The sequence below is a fragment of the Streptococcus sp. 544 genome (genome assembly GCF_013277385.1).
GTDB lineage: Bacteria > Bacillota > Bacilli > Lactobacillales > Streptococcaceae > Streptococcus > Streptococcus mitis_BA.
Genome location: NZ_VMMU01000003.1, coordinates 1 through 16,303 on the forward strand (window position 1 = coordinate 1; position 16,303 = coordinate 16,303).

Sequence of the window (16,303 nt, forward strand, 5' to 3'; positions counted from 1 at the left end):
CTCCTTTCGCTTTACAATTAGCTTGAACACCTTTATTGTATCGCGTTCGGAGTTTTTTTGGTATAACCTTCGACGCGCACCCGCATAGCGGGTGGTTTTTTGTCTCACACCTAACGGAGCGAGACGGACTAATAGTCACATAATAAAATAATCCCATCTAGCATGAGCTGGATGGGATTATGAGAAATTATGGGAGTAATCTCCTAAATCAACTGTTTTTGATTTACTTCTTTAACTACTTGATAAAAGTTATAGAAGTAGACCAAACTTGAGATGATGGTTACGACTAGGAATATTGGAAATTTCCATTGGATGGAGTTTCTTGATGGTCTTGATTTAAGACTGAAAAATCGTATAGTGTAGTCATTGATTGCTTTTCTCCTTCTGTTTGGTATTTTTAGGAGTCTTCTCCTCTTGTAGTGATAGAAATCCGTAGGTCAGGGTTCCAAAAATGCTGCCGATAATCAGGCCATACATCAGGAAAGGAACACTTTTGTCGAATTGCGTGAGTAACTTCACAAAATCTGAAAAGGACATCTGCTGAACGAAGACCTTATGAAAGAGGAGTAGGGTAAAGAGGACAATCTGAAGACCGATAAACACAACCCAGCTTCGAAATTTGATTTGGCCTTTGCTGTAGGTTTTGAGGATGATTTCTGACTTGTCATCTTTTTCCAGATGGAGTTCTTTGACGGCTCTTTGAGTTTTTAAAGTAATGAAAAAAATGAGTCCAGAGTAAACGTAGGGCATGGCATAGCGAACGGCCTCTATGAAGCGTCCAAATAACAGATAAAACAAGAAGAGGAAGAAGGAAGAATAAACGATTTGGACCATGGAACGGGCACAGGCTTTGTAGATAATTTCTTGCCGGCATTCATCAAAAGGGCCTTGGATATGAAAGAGATTTCGAAGTAGGCGAGTGGTTAAGTCATCTTTTTTCATACTAGTAACCTCCTAAATGAGCAGTTTTACTGATTTTCTTTTACGAATTGATAGAGATAATAAAGATAAGTGATAGAAGAAAGGATAGCGATAGTGAACAGTAAATAATATTTCCAACCGCTTGAGGCGAGCATCAGTTGTGGAAAAGATAGAATTATAAAGTATAGTGCTAAGTTAAGTGTGCGCGTTTTTGGGGAGTTAATCTTTAGATAAGTTAGTACTTTATTAAGTGCTGGAAAAAAGACTAGCACGAGGAATATCTCTCTGATTGGTAAGTCCCCTGAAATGATGATGAAGATGAGCAGAGAACTGAACAAAAGATGATAGGTCAGTAAAGTTAGTAATGATTTCATAAGGCACCTCCTAATCCTGGTCTTTTTTAGCTCTTGCAATACGAAGTGAGTCGACAATATGTATCATCACTCCGAAAAAGAAAGCTCCCAGTATAGTTTTAAAAATATGTTTTGTATTTAGAAGAGAACTGATAAAATTTGGATTTTCACTTGTTAGTGGAATTATAAAAAATATCACTGTTCCATAAATCGAACCTGCTTTCAGACCAGGATAACGTGACTGTTTCTTTTCTTTTTTCATGAGTTTTCTCCTAATCATTATCCTGATCTTTCTTGGCTTTTGCAATGCGACGGGAGATGATAATTTGTATAATCACTCCGAAGAAGAAAGACTGGAGAATACTTGAAAAAATATTTTCAAAAGCGAGAAGTGACTGAAGATAATCCTGACTCTCACCTAGCAGTATATGGAGAAGAGGGGTTGAAAAAAAACTCATTAATCCATAGAGTAGACCTGCTTTCATACCAGGGTAGTGTAGTTGCTTACTTTCTTTCTCGCTCAGCATATCTGGATCAATAGCTGTAATCCCTGTTTTTTTGGTTTGGGAGAGCACATAGAGAGCAGAAATCATCGAAATGCCGAATACCACAAGAGGATAGCCGATAGCGACAATTTGTGGGTATTTATAAGCGAGGACGACGGGGATGAGATTTCCAAATGTCATCAGATAAAAGAGGATGATAAAGACTTGATTACCAATACGATCAGCCTCGCGTCGTTTGTGTTCGTCAAGTGGTCCTGAAATGCCATAAATGCGTTTGATCAGTTTTTCCGTGAAGGTTTCTTTTTTCATAAGTTTGCTCCTTTTTTAAAAATTATCCTCCCAAAAGAGACTGTTGAGGTCAGTTTGGAGGCTGCGGGCGAGATTGAGACAGAGTTCCAGGGTTGGATTGTACTTGTCGTTCTCAATCATATTGATGGTCTGTCTCGAGACACCGATATCCTTGGCGAGTTCGAGCTGGGAAATACCCAATTCCTTGCGAAATTCTTTCACACGATTCATCTGGTCTCCTTTCTGATTTGTGTCGTATATATTTGACTATATTATATTCTTTTAAACATAAAGTGTCAAGTATTTTTGACATATTTTTTGAAGAAATAGTAGTCCTCTTGTATGATTTGTCTGACTAGTGCAAGCTTGTCGGATTTGTGGTAAAATAGATAAGATATGACAAAAGAATTTCATCATGTAACGGTCTTACTCCACGAAACGATTGATATGCTTGACGTAAAGCCCGACGGTATCTACGTTGATGCGACTTTGGGTGGAGCAGGCCATAGCGAGTATTTATTAAGTAAATTAAGTGAAAAAGGTCATCTCTATGCCTTTGACCAGGACCAGAATGCCATTGACAATGCGCAAAAACGCTTGGCACCTTACATTGAAAAGGGAATGGTGACCTTTATCAAGGATAATTTCCGTCATTTACAGGCACGTTTGCGCGAAGCTGGTGTTCAGGAAATTGATGGAATTTGTTATGACTTGGGAGTGTCTAGTCCTCAATTGGACCAGCGTGAGCGTGGTTTTTCTTATAAAAAGGATGCGCCACTGGACATGCGCATGAATCAGGATGCTAGTCTGACAGCCTATGAAGTGGTTAACAGTTATGACTATCATGACTTGGTTCGTATTTTCTTCAAGTATGGAGAGGACAAATTCTCTAAACAGATTGCGCGTAAGATTGAACAAACTCGGGAAGTCAAGCCAATCGAGACAACGACTGAGCTGGCAGAAATTATCAAGTCGGCCAAACCTGCCAAGGAGCTCAAGAAGAAGGGCCATCCTGCCAAGCAGATTTTCCAGGCTATTCGAATTGAAGTCAATGATGAACTGGGAGCGGCAGATGAGTCCGTCCAGCAGGCTATGGATATGTTGGCTCTGGATGGTAGAATTTCAGTGATTACCTTTCATTCCTTAGAAGACCGCTTGACCAAGCAATTGTTCAAGGAAGCTTCAACGGTTGAAGTTCCCAAAGGTTTGCCCTTCATCCCAGATGATCTCAAGCCTAAGATGGAATTGGTGTCCCGTAAGCCAATCTTGCCAAGTGCAGAAGAATTAGAAGCCAATAACCGCTCGCACTCAGCCAAGTTGCGCGTGGCCAGAAAAATTCACAAGTAAGAGGAAAAAAGATGGCAGAAAGAATGGAAAAAACAGGTCAAATACTACAGATGCAACTTAAACGGTTTTCGCGTGTGGAAAAAGCTTTTTACTTTTCCATTGCTGTAACCACTCTTATTGTAGCCATTAGTATTATTTTTATGCAGACCAAGCTCTTGCAAGTGCAGAATGATTTGACAAAAATCAATGCGCAGATAGAGGAAAAGAAGACCGAATTGGACGATGCCAAGCAAGAGGTCAATGAACTATTACGTGCAGAACGTTTGAAAGAGATTGCCAATTCACACGATTTGCAATTAAACAATGAAAATATTCGAATAGCGGAGTAAGATATGAAGTGGACAAAAAGAGTAATCCGTTATGCGACGAAAAATCGGAAATCGCCGGCTGAAAACAGACGCAGAGTTGGAAAAAGTCTGAGTTTATTATCTGTCTTTGTTTTTGCCGTTTTTTTAGTCAATTTTGCGGTCATTATTGGGACGGGCACTCGCTTTGGAACAGATTTAGCGAAGGAAGCTAAGAAGGTTCATCAAACCACCCGTACAGTTCCTGCCAAACGTGGGACTATTTATGACCGAAATGGAGTCCCAATTGCTGAGGATGCAACCTCCTATAATGTCTATGCGGTTATTGATGAGAACTATAAGTCAGCAACGGGTAAGATTCTTTACGTAGAAAAAACACAATTTAACAAAGTTGCAGAGGTCTTTCATAAGTATCTGGACATGGAAGAATCCTATGTAAGAGAGCAACTCTCGCAACCTAATCTCAAGCAAGTTTCCTTTGGTTCGAAGGGCAATGGAATTACCTATGCCAATATGATGTCTATCAAAAAAGAGTTGGAAACTGCAGAGGTCAAGGGGATTGATTTTACAACCAGTCCTAATCGTAGTTACCCAAACGGACAATTTGCTTCTAGTTTTATCGGTCTAGCTCAGCTCCATGAAAATGAAGATGGCAGCAAGAGCTTGCTGGGAACTTCTGGAATGGAGAGTTCCTTGAACAGTATTCTTGCAGGGACAGACGGCATTATTACCTATGAAAAGGATCGTCTGGGCAATATTGTACCCGGAACAGAACTGGTATCGCAACAAACTGTGGATGGCAAGGATGTTTATACAACATTGTCTAGTCCGCTACAATCTTTCATGGAAACTCAGATGGATGCCTTTCTAGAAAAAGTAAAAGGTAAGTATATGACCGCGACCTTGGTCAGTGCAAAGACCGGTGAAATTCTCGCTACCACCCAACGACCTACCTTTAATGCGGATACTAAAGAAGGAATCACTGAGGACTTTGTTTGGCGTGATATTCTTTATCAAAGTAACTATGAACCAGGATCAACCATGAAGGTTATGACGTTAGCTTCTTCTATTGATAATAATACCTTCCCAAGTGGAGAATACTTCAATAGCAGTGAATTAAAAATAGCGGATGTGACGATTCGAGATTGGGATGTTAATGATGGTTTGACTACTGGTAGGATGATGACTTTCTTACAAGGTTTCGCTCTCTCCAGTAATGTTGGAATGAGTCTTCTTGAACAAAAAATGGGAGATACTACTTGGTTGGATTATCTAAACCGCTTTAAATTTGGGGTTCCAACTCGTTTTGGTTTGACAGATGAATATGCAGGCCAACTTCCAGCTGACAATATTGTTAATATTGCTCAGAGTTCATTTGGACAAGGGATTTCAGTAACTCAGACGCAAATGATTCGTGCCTTTACGGCTATTGCCAACGATGGAGTCATGTTAGAACCTAAATTTATCAGTGCCTTGTATGACCCAAATGACCAATCTGTTCGGAAATCTCAAAAAGAGATTGTAGGAAATCCTGTTTCTAAAGATGCAGCGAGCTTGACGCGAACGCATATGGTTTTAGTCGGTACCGATCCAGTATATGGAACTATGTATAATCATAAGACAGGGAAACCAACTGTAACTGTTCCTGGGCAAAATGTAGCCCTCAAGTCTGGTACGGCTGAGATTGCTGACGAGAAAAATGGTGGTTATCTAGTCGGGTTAACCAACTATATTTTCTCAGCTGTATCGATGAATCCAGCTGAAAATCCTGATTTTATCTTGTATGTGACGGTCCAACAACCTGAACATTATTCAGGTATTCAGTTGGGAGAATTTGCCAATCCTATCTTGGAGCGGGCTTCAGCTATGAAAGACTCTCTCAATCTTCAAACAGCAGCTAAAGCTTTGGAGCAAGTAAGTCAACAAAGTCCTTATCCTATGCCTAGTGTCAAGGATATTTCACCTGGTGATTTAGCAGAAGAATTGCGTCGCAATCTTGTACAACCTATTGTTGTGGGAACAGGAACGAAGATTAAAAACAGTTCTGCTGAAGAAGGGAAGAATCTTTCTCCGAACCAGCAAGTCCTGATCTTATCTGATAAAGCAGAGGAAGTTCCAGATATGTATGGTTGGACAAAAGAGACTGCTGAGACCTTTGCTAAGTGGCTCAATATAGAACTTGAATTTGAAGGTTCGGGCTCTACTGTGCAGAAGCAAGATGTTCGTGCTAACACAGCTATCAAGGACATTAAAAAAATTACATTAACTTTAGGAGACTAATATGTTTATTTCCATCAGTGCTGGAATTGTGACATTTTTACTAACTTTAGTAGGAATTCCGGCCTTTATCAAATTTTATAGAAAGGCGCAAATTACAGGCCAGCAGATGCATGAGGATGTCAAACAGCATCAGGCAAAAGCTGGGACTCCTACAATGGGAGGTTTGGTTTTCTTAATTGCTTCTGTCTTGGTTGCTTTCTTTTTTGCCCTATTTAGTAGCCAATTCAGCAATAATGTGGGAATGATTTTGTTCATCTTGGTCCTTTATGGACTTGTCGGATTTTTAGATGACTTTCTCAAGGTCTTCCGTAAGATCAATGAGGGGCTTAATCCCAAGCAAAAATTAGCTCTTCAGCTTCTAGGTGGAGTTATCTTCTATCTTTTCTATGAGCGTGGAGGGGATATCCTGTCTGTATTTGGTTATCCAGTTCATTTGGGATTTTTCTATATTTTCTTTGCTCTTTTCTGGCTAGTCGGTTTTTCAAATGCAGTCAACTTGACAGACGGTATTGACGGTCTGGCTAGTATTTCAGTGGCGATTAGTTTGTCTGCCTATGGAGTTATTGCCTATGTGCAAGGCCAGATGGATATTCTCCTGGTGATTTTTGCCATGATTGGTGGTTTACTCGGTTTCTTCGTCTTTAACCATAAGCCTGCCAAGGTCTTTATGGGAGATGTGGGAAGTTTGGCCCTAGGTGGAATGTTGGCAGCTATTTCTATGGCCCTCCACCAAGAATGGACTCTCTTGATTATCGGAATTGTGTATGTTTTTGAAACAACTTCTGTTATGATGCAAGTAACTTATTTCAAACTGACAGGTGGTAAACGTATTTTCCGTATGACGCCTGTGCATCACCATTTTGAGCTTGGAGGATTGTCTGGTAAAGGAAATCCTTGGAGCGAGTGGAAGGTTGACTTCTTCTTTTGGGGAGTTGGGCTTCTAGCAAGTCTCCTGACCCTAGCAATTTTATATTTGATGTAAGAATGGCACCCTGACGTTTCAGGGTGTTTTTGCATTCTAAAAAACATTGGTCAGTCAAAGTCAAAGTTATTGACCTTTTCTGACCAATGTGGTATATTATAAACGTAAGGTAAATAAAAGCCTTACTAGAACATTTATGCTCAATGAAAATCAAGAGCAAACTAGGAAGCTAGCTTTAGTCAGCTCAAAACACGATTTTGAGGTTGTAGATAAGGCGAAGTTGATGTGGTTTGCAGAGATTTTAGAAGAGTGTAAAAAATATTGGTCAATTAAAGTCAAATCTCTTGACCTTTTCTGACCAATGTAGTATATTATGAACGTAAGGTAAATGAAAGCCTTACTAGAACGCTTATGCTCAATGAAAATCAAGAGCAAACTAGGAAGCTAGCTTTAGGCTGCTCAAACACGGTTTCGAGGTTGTAGATAAGGCGAAGCTGATGTAGTTTGAAGAGGTTTCCGAAGAGTTTAAAAAAATATTGGTCAGTCAAAGTCAAATCTCTTGACCTTTTCTGACTAATGTAGTATATTATGAACGTAAGGTAAATGAAAACCTTACTCGAACACTTATTTAAAGTAAAGTAGAAAGAGGTGTGTCTATGTTTAATCTAGAAATCTTCAGAAGTAAAGATAGTCTACTCCTGCTTGACAAAGAAAAACCTGAAATTATACGTAGAGTAGTAAATAGCTAGTCTAAATTTTTTGAAACAAAGGTCAGAGAAAGTCAAATTATTTTGACTAAGTAAATTTGAAAACAAACGAGGTATGAAATATGAATAACAACTTTAATAACTTTAACAACATGGATGATTTATTTAACCAATTGATGGGTGGTATGCGTGGATATAGTTCAGAAAACCGTCGTTACTTGATTAACGGCCGTGAAGTCACACCTGAGGAATTTGCTCACTATCGTGCAACGGGTCAATTGCCAGGAAATGTAGAAGTTGATGGCCAAATGCCACAACAGGCATCAGGTATGAAACAAGACGGTGTCCTTGCTAAACTAGGTCGAAACTTGACAGCAGAAGCTCGTGAAGGCAAGTTGGATCCTGTTATCGGCCGAAACAAGGAAATTCAAGAAGCATCTGAAATCCTCTCACGCCGTACTAAAAACAATCCTGTACTTGTCGGAGATGCAGGTGTTGGTAAGACAGCCGTTGTCGAAGGTTTAGCACAAGCTATTGTGAATGGTGATGTTCCTGCTGCTATCAAGAACAAGGAAATTATTTCCATTGACATCTCAGGTCTTGAGGCTGGGACTCAATATCGTGGTAGCTTTGAAGAAAATGTCCAAAACCTAGTCAATGAAGTGAAAGAAGCAGGGAATATCATTCTCTTCTTTGATGAAATTCACCAAATCCTCGGTGCAGGTAGTACGGGTGGAGACAGTGGTTCTAAAGGGCTTGCGGATATTCTCAAGCCAGCCCTCTCTCGTGGAGAATTGACAGTGATTGGGGCAACGACTCAAGATGAATACCGTAACACCATCTTGAAGAATGCAGCTCTTGCTCGTCGTTTCAACGAAGTCAAGGTTAATGCTCCTTCTGCAGAGGATACCTTTAAAATTCTTCAAGGAATTCGTGACCTCTATCAACAACACCACAATGTCATCTTGCCAGACGAAGTCTTGAAAGCAGCGGTGGATTATTCTGTTCAGTATATTCCTCAACGTAGCTTGCCAGATAAGGCTATCGACCTTGTCGATGTAACGGCGGCTCACTTGGCAGCTCAGCATCCTGTAACAGATGTGCATGCTGTTGAACGTGAAATTGAGGTAGAAAAAGACAAGCAAGAAAAAGCTGTTGAGTCAGAAGATTTTGAAGCAGCTCTAAACTATAAAACACGCATCGCAGAATTGGAAAAGAAAATCGAAAACCACACAGAAGATATGAAAGTGACTGCAAGTGTCAACGATGTGGCTGAATCTGTAGAACGAATGACCGGTATTCCAGTATCTCAAATGGGGGCTACGGACATCGAACGTTTGAAAGATATGGGTCATCGTTTGCAGACGAAAGTTATTGGTCAAGATAAGGCGGTAGAAGCAGTAGCAAAAGCCATCCGTCGTAACCGTGCTGGTTTTGATGAAGGCAATCGCCCAATCGGTAGCTTCCTATTTGTAGGTCCAACTGGAGTTGGTAAGACGGAGCTTGCTAAGCAATTGGCGCTCGATATGTTTGGAACGAAAGATGCTATCATCCGTTTGGACATGTCAGAATACAGCGACCGCACAGCCGTATCTAAATTGATTGGTACAACTGCAGGTTATGTTGGTTACGATGACAACAACAATACCTTGACAGAACGCGTCCGTCGCAATCCATACTCAATCGTCCTTCTCGACGAAATTGAAAAGGCTGACTCTCAAGTCATCACCCTTCTCCTTCAAGTTTTGGATGATGGTCGTTTGACAGATGGTCAAGGAAATACAGTAAACTTCAAGAACACTGTCATTATTGCGACATCAAATGCTGGATTTGGCTATGAAGCCAACTTGACAGAAGATGCGGACAAACCAGAATTGATGGACCGTTTGAAACCATTCTTCCGTCCAGAATTCCTCAACCGCTTTAACGCAGTCATCGAGTTCTCGCACTTGACTAAGGAAGACCTTTCTAAGATTGTAGACCTTATGTTGGTTGAAGTTAACAAGACGCTTTCTAAGAAAGACATTGACTTGGCAGTGAGCGAAGCTGCTAAAGAATACATGACTGAGGAAGGCTACGATGAAGTCATGGGTGTTCGTCCACTCCGTCGTGTGGTTGAACAACAAATCCGTGACAAAGTCACAGACTTCCACTTGGATAACCTTGATGCTAAACATCTGGAAGCAGATATGGAAGATGGTGGTTTGGTTATTCGTGAAAAAGCCTAATACTCTTCGAAAATCAAATTCAAACCACGTCAACGTCGCCTTGCCGTACTCAAGTACAGCCTGCGGCTAGTTTCCTAGTTTTCTCTTTGATTTTCATTGAGTATAAGACAAAATTTTGAGAATAAAAAAAGAAGGAGCCAGCTGAAAAAAACTGGTTCCTTTTATGTTTAAATCACATGACGCTCAAAGGCATCATCTGAAATCCCTTGTTCTAGGATGAGTTTTGCCCATTCTTTAGCAGAGAAGAGGCTGTGATCCTTGTAGTTTCCGCAAGATTCGATGGTTGTTCCAGGGACGTCTTCCCAAGTAGTAGTTTCAGCGATTTCCTTGAGCGAATCCTTGATAACAGCTGCGATTTCAGCACTGGTGTGACGCCCCCACATAATCATGTGGAAACCTGTGCGGCAACCAAATGGTGAACAGTCAATCATACCGTCAATGCGAGTACGTATGAGTTTAGCTAAGAGGTGCTCGATAGTGTGCAGACCAGCGGTAGGGATAGAGTCTTCATTTGGTTGCACCAAGCGAATATCATAATTGGAGATGACATCTCCCTTTGGCCCTGTTTCTTCCCCAATCAAGCGAACATAGGGTGCTTTAACAATGGTGTGGTCAAGTTCAAAACTTTCAACAATAACTTCTTTTGACATGGTAAATCCTTTCAGTTTTCTTCTTTCATTATAACATAAAGCCGGCTCCTGAGACAGAGAGAAAACCTCTCCGAGGCTGGAGAGGTTGAAATCTTTATTTACGATACAAGCGGTCGTATTGGTAGTAAGGGTCAAAGGTTACATTGATACCTAGTTTGCGAAGGACGTTCTTGTCTTCATCTGTCAAGATGATGGTTGAGTGAGCTTCACTTCCTTTGAGATTGCCAAGCTCTTCCATAGCACGAGCGGCATCAGGATTTTCTGTAGCTGTGATGGCAAGAGCAATCAGGATTTCATTTGAATGAAGGCGTGGATTGCGACTACCGAGATGATCAATTTTAAGACCTTGGATTGGCTTAACAACTTCAGGTTCGATTAGTTTCACTTCTTTAGCGATGTCAGCTGATTTCTTGATAGCGTTGATAAGAGCAGCGGCTGTAGGACCAAAGAGTTCTGAGTTCTTACCTGTGACAATTTCCCCAGTTGGCAATTCAAGGGCTAGGGCTGGTCCGCCAGTTTCTTCTGCCTTTTGACGGGCAACGACAGCAACCTTACGGTCTGCAGGTGTGATACTAAGGTCGTTCATAAGCAACTCAATTTTCTTGACAGCAGATTCGCCAACTTTTTCGGCTTTGAAATCAAGAACAGTCTGATAGTAGCGACGAATGATTTCTTGTTTAGAAGCTTCGACAGCAGCCTCATTGTCTGTAATAGCAAAACCAACCATGTTGACACCCATATCTGTTGGAGAAGCATATGGAGATTCACCAAGGATACGTTCCAACATGCGTTTGAGCACTGGGAAAATTTCAATATCACGGTTGTAGTTGACAGTGGTTTCTCCGTAGGTTTGGAGATGGAAGGGGTCAATCATGTTGACATCATCAAGGTCTGCTGTGGCAGCCTCGTAGGCCAAATTGACTGGGTGATGAAGGGGAAGATTCCAAACTGGGAAGGTTTCAAATTTAGCGTAGCCAGACTTGATACCATTGATTTGGTCGTGATACATATTGGACATACAGGTTGCCAATTTTCCAGAACCAGGTCCAGGAGCGGTTACGACGATTAAGTTGCGACTGGTTTTGATGTAGTCATTTTTCCCCATACCTTCTGGAGAAATGATGTGATCCATATCCGTCGGATATCCTTTGATTGGATAATGAAGATAAGAGTCAATTCCGTTTTTCTCAAGTTGGTTGCGGAAGGCATCTGCAGCGGGTTGGCCAGCGTATTGTGTAATGACCACTGAGCCAACAAAAATTCCTAATTCATTGAATTTGTCAATCAAACGAAGAACTTCTTGGTCATAAGAAATGCCCAAGTCACCACGTGCTTTGGAATGTTCGATGTTGCTAGCGTTAATGGCGATCACAACCTCAACTTGCTCTTTCAATTCTTGCAAGAGCTTGATTTTGTTGTCTGGCTCATAGCCAGGAAGAACACGAGCGGCGTGGAAATCTTCTAACATTTTGCCACCAAACTCCAAGTAGAGCTTGCCGTCAAATTGGTTAATGCGCTCCAAAATGTGGTCGCGCTGTAGATTCAAATATTGTTCAGAACTAAAAGCTTGTTTTTTCATTTTTTTACCTCTGACCTCTATTATAATAAAAAATTGGAAGTTAGGAAACTATGGAGTCAAAAAAGAAATTAAAAAGATTAGGCAAACGCTTGCACAAAATTCTAAAAAGCGCTATCATAGACTATAGATTATGAAAATAATGAGGTAAGAAGATGCAAGAAAAATGGTGGCACAATGCCGTAGTCTATCAAGTTTATCCAAAGAGTTTCATGGATAGCAACGGAGATGGAATTGGCGATTTGCCAGGAATTACTAGTAAGTTAGACTATCTAGCCAAGCTGGGGATTACAGCGATTTGGCTTTCTCCTGTTTATGACAGCCCCATGGATGATAATGGCTATGATATTGCCGATTATCAAGCGATTGCAGCTATTTTCGGAACCATGGAGGATATGGATGAGCTGATTGCGGAAGCCAAGAAGCGTGATATTCGTATTATCATGGACTTGGTGGTCAATCATACCTCAGATGAACATGCTTGGTTTGTCGAGGCCTGTGAAAATCCTGATAGCCCTGAGAGAGATTACTATATCTGGCGCGATGAGCCCAACGACCTAGACTCTATCTTTAGCGGATCTGCTTGGGAATACGATGAAAAGTCAGGTCAATACTATCTCCACTTTTTCAGTAAGAAACAGCCGGATCTCAACTGGGAAAATGAAAAACTTCGCCAGAAAATTTATGAGATGATGAATTTCTGGATTGATAAAGGGATTGGCGGTTTCCGTATGGATGTTATTGATATGATTGGGAAAATCCCTGACGAGAAGGTAGTCAATAATGGTCCTATGCTCCACCCCTATCTCAAGGAGATGAATCAGGCTACCTTTGGCGATAAGAATCTCTTAACAGTAGGGGAGACTTGGGGAGCAACGCCAGAGATTGCCAAGCTCTACTCTGATCCAAAGGGTCAAGAATTGTCTATGGTCTTCCAGTTTGAACATATCGGTCTTCAGTATCAGGAAGGGCAACCTAAATGGCATTATCAAAAAGAGCTGAATATCGCTAAGTTAAAAGAAATTTTTAACAAATGGCAGACAGAGTTAGGAGTTGAGGACGGTTGGAATTCCCTCTTCTGGAACAACCATGACCTTCCTCGCATCGTCTCAATCTGGGGAAATGACCAAGAATACCGCGAAAAATCTGCCAAAGCCTTTGCAATCTTGCTTCATCTTATGAGAGGAACTCCTTATATCTACCAAGGTGAGGAGATTGGGATGACCAACTATCCCTTTGAAACACTGGATCAAGTAGAAGATATTGAATCCCTTAACTATGCGCGTGAGGCTCTTGAAAAAGGTGTTCCGCTGGAAGAAATTATGGACAGTATCCGTGTCATTGGACGTGATAATGCCCGTACCCCTATGCAATGGGACGAAAGCAAAAACGCCGGTTTCTCAACAGGTCAACCTTGGTTGGCAGTCAATCCAAACTATCAAGCAATTAATGTTCAAGAAGCGCTGGCAAATCCAGATTCTATTTTCTATACTTATCAGAAGTTGGTCCAAATCCGTAAGGAGAACAGCTGGCTGATTCGAGCTGACTTTGAATTGCTTGATACGGCTGATAAGATCTTTGCCTACATCCGTAAAGATGGCGACCGTCGTTTCCTAGTTGTGGCTAACTTGTCCAATGAAGAACAAGACTTGGCAGTAGAAGGAAAAGTCAAATCGGTCTTGATTGAAAACACCCTAGCTCAAGAAGTCTTTGAAAAACAAATCTTGGCTCCATGGGATGCTTTCTGTGTGGAATTGACTGACTAAAATGAGAGAGATTGGGCAAAAACTCGACTTCAGGAGAAAATGAAGTAAATCTTTCCACAATAAAATGCATAGTACCAAGTTTTTTCAAGACCTGATATTATGCGTTTTTTGTTTTAAAGACTTTTTTCCCAGCCTCTTTTTGCTAAAAGTTGTGTAAAAACTCTTTTAAAAACATTTGTTAGAATTTTCTAACAAATTCTACAAGAAGTCTTGCATTTATAAAAAAATAGGGTATAATAGTGAAAATACTATTTTGAAGGAGATTATTTATGCAATCGAAAAAGTGGCTCTTAGGAGCAGGAGTGACCTTGAGCACAGCCATTCTTTTAACAGCTTGTGGGAAAAGTGAAAAGAATGCAGATGCTCCCAAAACATTCTCTTATGTTTATGCAGTTGATCCATCATCCTTGGATTATAGCCTTACAAGTAAAAGTTCAACTTCTGACGTAATAGGTAATGTCGTCGACGGTCTTTTAGAGAATGATAAATATGGGAATCTCATTCCTTCTCTAGCAGAGGATTGGTCAGTTTCTAAAGATGGCTTGACTTATACCTACAAACTTCGTAAAGGTGTGAAGTGGTATACTTCAGAAGGAGAAGAGTATGCGGAAGTTAAAGCTCAGGATTTTGTTACAGGTCTGAAACATGCAGCAGATGGAAAGTCTGATGGTCTTTCTTTGGTCGAGAAATCTATCAAAGGATTGGAGGCTTATGTTAGTGGTGAGACAAACGATTTCTCAACTGTAGGTGTGAAGGCTCTTGATGATTATACGGTAGAATATACCCTTAATCAACCAGAAAGTTTTTGGAACTCTAAAGTAACAACAGCAACCATGCTTCCTGTAAATGAAGAATTTTTGAATGCAACAGGCAAGGAGTACGGAGCGCCAACTCCATCAAGTATTCTTTACAATGGTCCATATTTTTTGAAATCTTTGATTTCTAAATCTGTGATTGAATATGAAAAAAATCCTAACTATTGGGATAAGGACAATGTCAAAATTGATAATGTTAAATTGACATTCTATGATGGTTCAGATCAAGAATCCTTAATTCGTAGCTTTACACAAGGTGCCTATACCACTGCACGTCTTTTTCCAGCAAGCTCAAACTTTGAGTCAACTAAGAAAGAGTACGGAGATAAGATTGTCTATAGTCCACAAGAGGCAACAAGCTACTACCTCACTGTGAACGTAAACCGCCAGTCTTACAATAAAACAGCTAAAACAGATGAGTCACAAAAAACATCAACAAAAGAAGCTCTTCTCAATAAGAACTTCCGTCAGGCTCTTAATTTTGCATTTAATCGCCACGCCTATACGGCCCAATTAAACGGTGAAGAGGGTGCAGATAAGATTATTCGTAATAGTCTAGTGCCAGATAATTACGTTCAAGTAGCTGGGAAGACCTTCGGACAGCTGGCTCAGGATGAACTACTGAAATATGGAGAACAGTGGAAAGATGTGACTCTCACAGATGGTAAGGATACAATTTACAATCCAACAAAGGCCAAGTCTGCATTTGAAAAAGCGAAGTCAGAATTGCAAGCTAAGGGAGTGAGTTTCCCGATTCATCTGGATGTGCCAGTAGAACAGACAGATGTAGTTGCGGTTCAACAAACCAATTCGCTAAAACAATCAATTGAAGAAACGCTTGGAACGGAGAATGTCATTGTAGATGTTCTTCAAATGACAGATAATGAGAAGGAAAGTATTACTTCTCAAGCTAAAGTTCCAACCCAAAAAGATTATGATTTGAACGGAACAGGTTGGGGACCAGATTACCAAGATCCAGCAACCTATCTCAATATTTTAGATGCTAAGAAGGGTTCTGCCTTGAAACATCTAGGTATAATAAAGGGCAAGGATCCTGAAGTTGTGGCGAAAGTTGGCTTGGATGAATACAAGAAGCTCTTGGATGATGCGGCTTCTGAGACAAGTAATCTTGATAAACGATACGAAAAGTATGCCAAAGCACAGGCTTGGGTTACTGATAGTTCACTTCTTATTCCAGTTGCTTCTTCAGGGGGCTCTCCTATGGTTAGTCGTACTGTTCCATTTACCAAAGCTTATTCACAGGTTGGTATTAAGGGGGATCCATTTATTTTTAAAGGAATGGAACTTCAAAATGATATTGTAACAACTAAAGAGTATGATGCGGCCTTCAAAAAGTGGCAAAAGGAAAAACTGGAATCGAATGCTCAGTATCAAAAGGATTTAGAAAAGAACATAAAATAATGTGAATGAGAATCTTGCTTTCGTTAGGTTATCAGTTAATTTATTGATATTTAAATGATAAATCGTATAAAAACAAGGGAGGACTGTATGAAAGACAGAAATCCTTTGTTTTTTTATGGCTAAGATTTATAAACTTTCATTCTCAAAATTCAATTAACTTTACAAATTCCCACTATTTTGGTAAAATAAACTTATGTTATAAAAACTAACATAAAGG

Annotated in this window: 14 protein-coding genes; 7 read left to right on the plus strand and 7 right to left on the minus strand. The window is 40.4% G+C overall.

Annotation, left to right across the window (positions count from 1 at the left end; genetic code table 11):
* Window positions 1-363: 363 nt before the first annotated feature.
* Genes HT728_RS01655 through HT728_RS01670 form a run of 5 tightly spaced genes read right to left on the minus strand, consistent with a single transcriptional unit; the run spans window position 364 to window position 2,299 of the window.
* On the minus strand, window positions 364-942 hold the full coding sequence (locus HT728_RS01655) for a DUF3278 domain-containing protein (protein WP_050971690.1): 579 nt from the start codon (window positions 940-942) through the stop codon (window positions 364-366).
* 26 nt (window positions 943-968) lie between these two features.
* Complete coding sequence (locus tag HT728_RS10560; RefSeq protein WP_000838779.1) at window positions 969-1,295, minus strand: hypothetical protein; 327 nt, start codon at window positions 1,293-1,295, stop codon at window positions 969-971.
* A gap of 10 nt (window positions 1,296-1,305) precedes the next feature.
* The gene (locus HT728_RS01660; protein ID WP_050216135.1) at window positions 1,306-1,536 is read right to left on the minus strand and encodes a hypothetical protein; all 231 of its coding nucleotides are present in this window, start codon (window positions 1,534-1,536) and stop codon (window positions 1,306-1,308) included.
* A 10-nt stretch (window positions 1,537-1,546) separates the two neighbouring features.
* Window positions 1,547-2,089 carry a DUF3278 domain-containing protein gene (locus HT728_RS01665; protein ID WP_173233428.1) on the minus strand — a complete coding sequence of 181 codons (543 nt, stop codon included), beginning with the start codon at window positions 2,087-2,089 and terminating at the stop codon, window positions 1,547-1,549.
* A 15-nt stretch (window positions 2,090-2,104) separates the two neighbouring features.
* A complete protein-coding gene (locus tag HT728_RS01670) occupies window positions 2,105-2,299 on the minus strand; it encodes a helix-turn-helix transcriptional regulator (RefSeq protein ID WP_001082471.1) in 195 nt (64 codons plus the stop codon).
* Window positions 2,300-2,464: 165 nt separating this feature from the next.
* Between HT728_RS01670 and rsmH the strand changes: the two genes are divergently transcribed.
* The 5 genes from rsmH to HT728_RS01695 all read left to right on the plus strand — a co-directional run bounded on the left by rsmH (window position 2,465) and on the right by HT728_RS01695 (window position 9,857).
* Window positions 2,465-3,415, plus strand: coding sequence for a 16S rRNA (cytosine(1402)-N(4))-methyltransferase RsmH (rsmH, locus tag HT728_RS01675; protein ID WP_050105838.1), 951 nt, complete (start codon window positions 2,465-2,467; stop codon window positions 3,413-3,415).
* 11 nt (window positions 3,416-3,426) lie between these two features.
* Window positions 3,427-3,744 carry a cell division protein FtsL gene (gene ftsL, locus HT728_RS01680; RefSeq protein WP_000840840.1) on the plus strand — a complete coding sequence of 106 codons (318 nt, stop codon included), beginning with the start codon at window positions 3,427-3,429 and terminating at the stop codon, window positions 3,742-3,744.
* A 3-nt stretch (window positions 3,745-3,747) separates the two neighbouring features.
* The gene (gene pbp2X, locus HT728_RS01685) at window positions 3,748-6,000 is read left to right on the plus strand and encodes a penicillin-binding protein 2X (protein ID WP_173233430.1); all 2,253 of its coding nucleotides are present in this window, start codon (window positions 3,748-3,750) and stop codon (window positions 5,998-6,000) included.
* Window position 6,001: 1 nt separating this feature from the next.
* On the plus strand, window positions 6,002-6,982 hold the full coding sequence (mraY, locus tag HT728_RS01690) for a phospho-N-acetylmuramoyl-pentapeptide-transferase (protein ID WP_173233432.1): 981 nt from the start codon (window positions 6,002-6,004) through the stop codon (window positions 6,980-6,982).
* Window positions 6,983-7,751: 769 nt separating this feature from the next.
* On the plus strand, window positions 7,752-9,857 hold the full coding sequence (locus HT728_RS01695) for an ATP-dependent Clp protease ATP-binding subunit (protein WP_173233434.1): 2,106 nt from the start codon (window positions 7,752-7,754) through the stop codon (window positions 9,855-9,857).
* A gap of 167 nt (window positions 9,858-10,024) precedes the next feature.
* On the opposite strand, the gene HT728_RS01700 is transcribed toward HT728_RS01695, so the two are convergent.
* Together HT728_RS01700 and HT728_RS01705 are read right to left on the minus strand one after the other, a co-directional pair.
* A complete protein-coding gene (locus HT728_RS01700; protein ID WP_000032562.1) occupies window positions 10,025-10,507 on the minus strand; it encodes an S-ribosylhomocysteine lyase in 483 nt (160 codons plus the stop codon).
* 94 nt (window positions 10,508-10,601) lie between these two features.
* On the minus strand, window positions 10,602-12,086 hold the full coding sequence (locus HT728_RS01705; protein WP_173233437.1) for a DUF1846 domain-containing protein: 1,485 nt from the start codon (window positions 12,084-12,086) through the stop codon (window positions 10,602-10,604).
* A gap of 152 nt (window positions 12,087-12,238) precedes the next feature.
* Here HT728_RS01705 and HT728_RS01710 point away from each other — a divergent pair, with 152 nt between their 5' ends.
* On the plus strand, window positions 12,239-13,849 hold the full coding sequence (locus HT728_RS01710) for an alpha-glucosidase (RefSeq protein WP_173233439.1): 1,611 nt from the start codon (window positions 12,239-12,241) through the stop codon (window positions 13,847-13,849).
* 269 nt (window positions 13,850-14,118) lie between these two features.
* Window positions 14,119-16,086 carry a peptide ABC transporter substrate-binding protein gene (locus tag HT728_RS01715; RefSeq protein WP_173233441.1) on the plus strand — a complete coding sequence of 656 codons (1,968 nt, stop codon included), beginning with the start codon at window positions 14,119-14,121 and terminating at the stop codon, window positions 16,084-16,086.
* The last annotated feature ends 217 nt before the right edge of the window (window positions 16,087-16,303 follow it).

Coding starts and splice junctions, on each gene's coding strand:
- HT728_RS01655 (WP_050971690.1), bottom strand. CDS start 942: ATGAAAAAAGATGACTTAACCACTCGCCTACTTCGAAATCTCTTTCAT.
- HT728_RS10560 (WP_000838779.1), bottom strand. CDS start 1,295: ATGAAATCATTACTAACTTTACTGACCTATCATCTTTTGTTCAGTTCT.
- HT728_RS01660 (WP_050216135.1), bottom strand. CDS start 1,536: ATGAAAAAAGAAAAGAAACAGTCACGTTATCCTGGTCTGAAAGCAGGT.
- HT728_RS01665 (WP_173233428.1), bottom strand. CDS start 2,089: ATGAAAAAAGAAACCTTCACGGAAAAACTGATCAAACGCATTTATGGC.
- HT728_RS01670 (WP_001082471.1), bottom strand. CDS start 2,299: ATGAATCGTGTGAAAGAATTTCGCAAGGAATTGGGTATTTCCCAGCTC.
- rsmH (WP_050105838.1), top strand. CDS start 2,465: ATGACAAAAGAATTTCATCATGTAACGGTCTTACTCCACGAAACGATT.
- ftsL (WP_000840840.1), top strand. CDS start 3,427: ATGGCAGAAAGAATGGAAAAAACAGGTCAAATACTACAGATGCAACTT.
- pbp2X (WP_173233430.1), top strand. CDS start 3,748: ATGAAGTGGACAAAAAGAGTAATCCGTTATGCGACGAAAAATCGGAAA.
- mraY (WP_173233432.1), top strand. CDS start 6,002: ATGTTTATTTCCATCAGTGCTGGAATTGTGACATTTTTACTAACTTTA.
- HT728_RS01695 (WP_173233434.1), top strand. CDS start 7,752: ATGAATAACAACTTTAATAACTTTAACAACATGGATGATTTATTTAAC.
- HT728_RS01700 (WP_000032562.1), bottom strand. CDS start 10,507: ATGTCAAAAGAAGTTATTGTTGAAAGTTTTGAACTTGACCACACCATT.
- HT728_RS01705 (WP_173233437.1), bottom strand. CDS start 12,086: ATGAAAAAACAAGCTTTTAGTTCTGAACAATATTTGAATCTACAGCGC.
- HT728_RS01710 (WP_173233439.1), top strand. CDS start 12,239: ATGCAAGAAAAATGGTGGCACAATGCCGTAGTCTATCAAGTTTATCCA.
- HT728_RS01715 (WP_173233441.1), top strand. CDS start 14,119: ATGCAATCGAAAAAGTGGCTCTTAGGAGCAGGAGTGACCTTGAGCACA.